The organism is Novosphingobium sp. B-7 (assembly GCF_000410615.1).
Lineage (GTDB): Bacteria > Pseudomonadota > Alphaproteobacteria > Sphingomonadales > Sphingomonadaceae > Novosphingobium > Novosphingobium capsulatum.
Genome location: NZ_KE148361.1, coordinates 1 through 341, shown reverse-complemented (window position 1 = coordinate 341; position 341 = coordinate 1). Strand labels below are relative to the sequence as shown.

Genomic DNA, 341 nt, shown 5'->3' with positions numbered 1-341 from the left:
TGGCGCAGGTCGTGCTCAACCGCGTGGCGCACCCGGCCTTTCCCAAGACAGTATGCGGCGTGGTGTTCCAAGGATCGGAACGCCCCGGCTGCCAGTTCAGCTTTGCCTGCGACGGCGCCATGGCGCGCCGCCCGGTGCAACAGTTCTGGGACCGCGCCCGGCGCGTGGCGGCCGATGCTCTGGCCGGCAACGTGTTTGCGCCGGTGGGCCTCGCCACCCATTACCATACCAGCGCGGTTCATCCGCTGTGGTCAGACAAGCTGGCCTTCATCGGCACGATCGGGGCGCATCGCTTCTATCGCTGGGCCGGATCGGCGGGGCAGCCCGCCGCCTTCAACGCC

At 69.2% G+C, this 341-nt stretch carries 1 protein-coding gene; it reads left to right on the top strand.

The features are described 5' to 3' along the window. Positions 1–341, top strand: a 341-nt coding sequence (locus tag H926_RS27660; RefSeq protein ID WP_022676890.1) for a cell wall hydrolase, incomplete at both ends; no start/stop codon positions are given.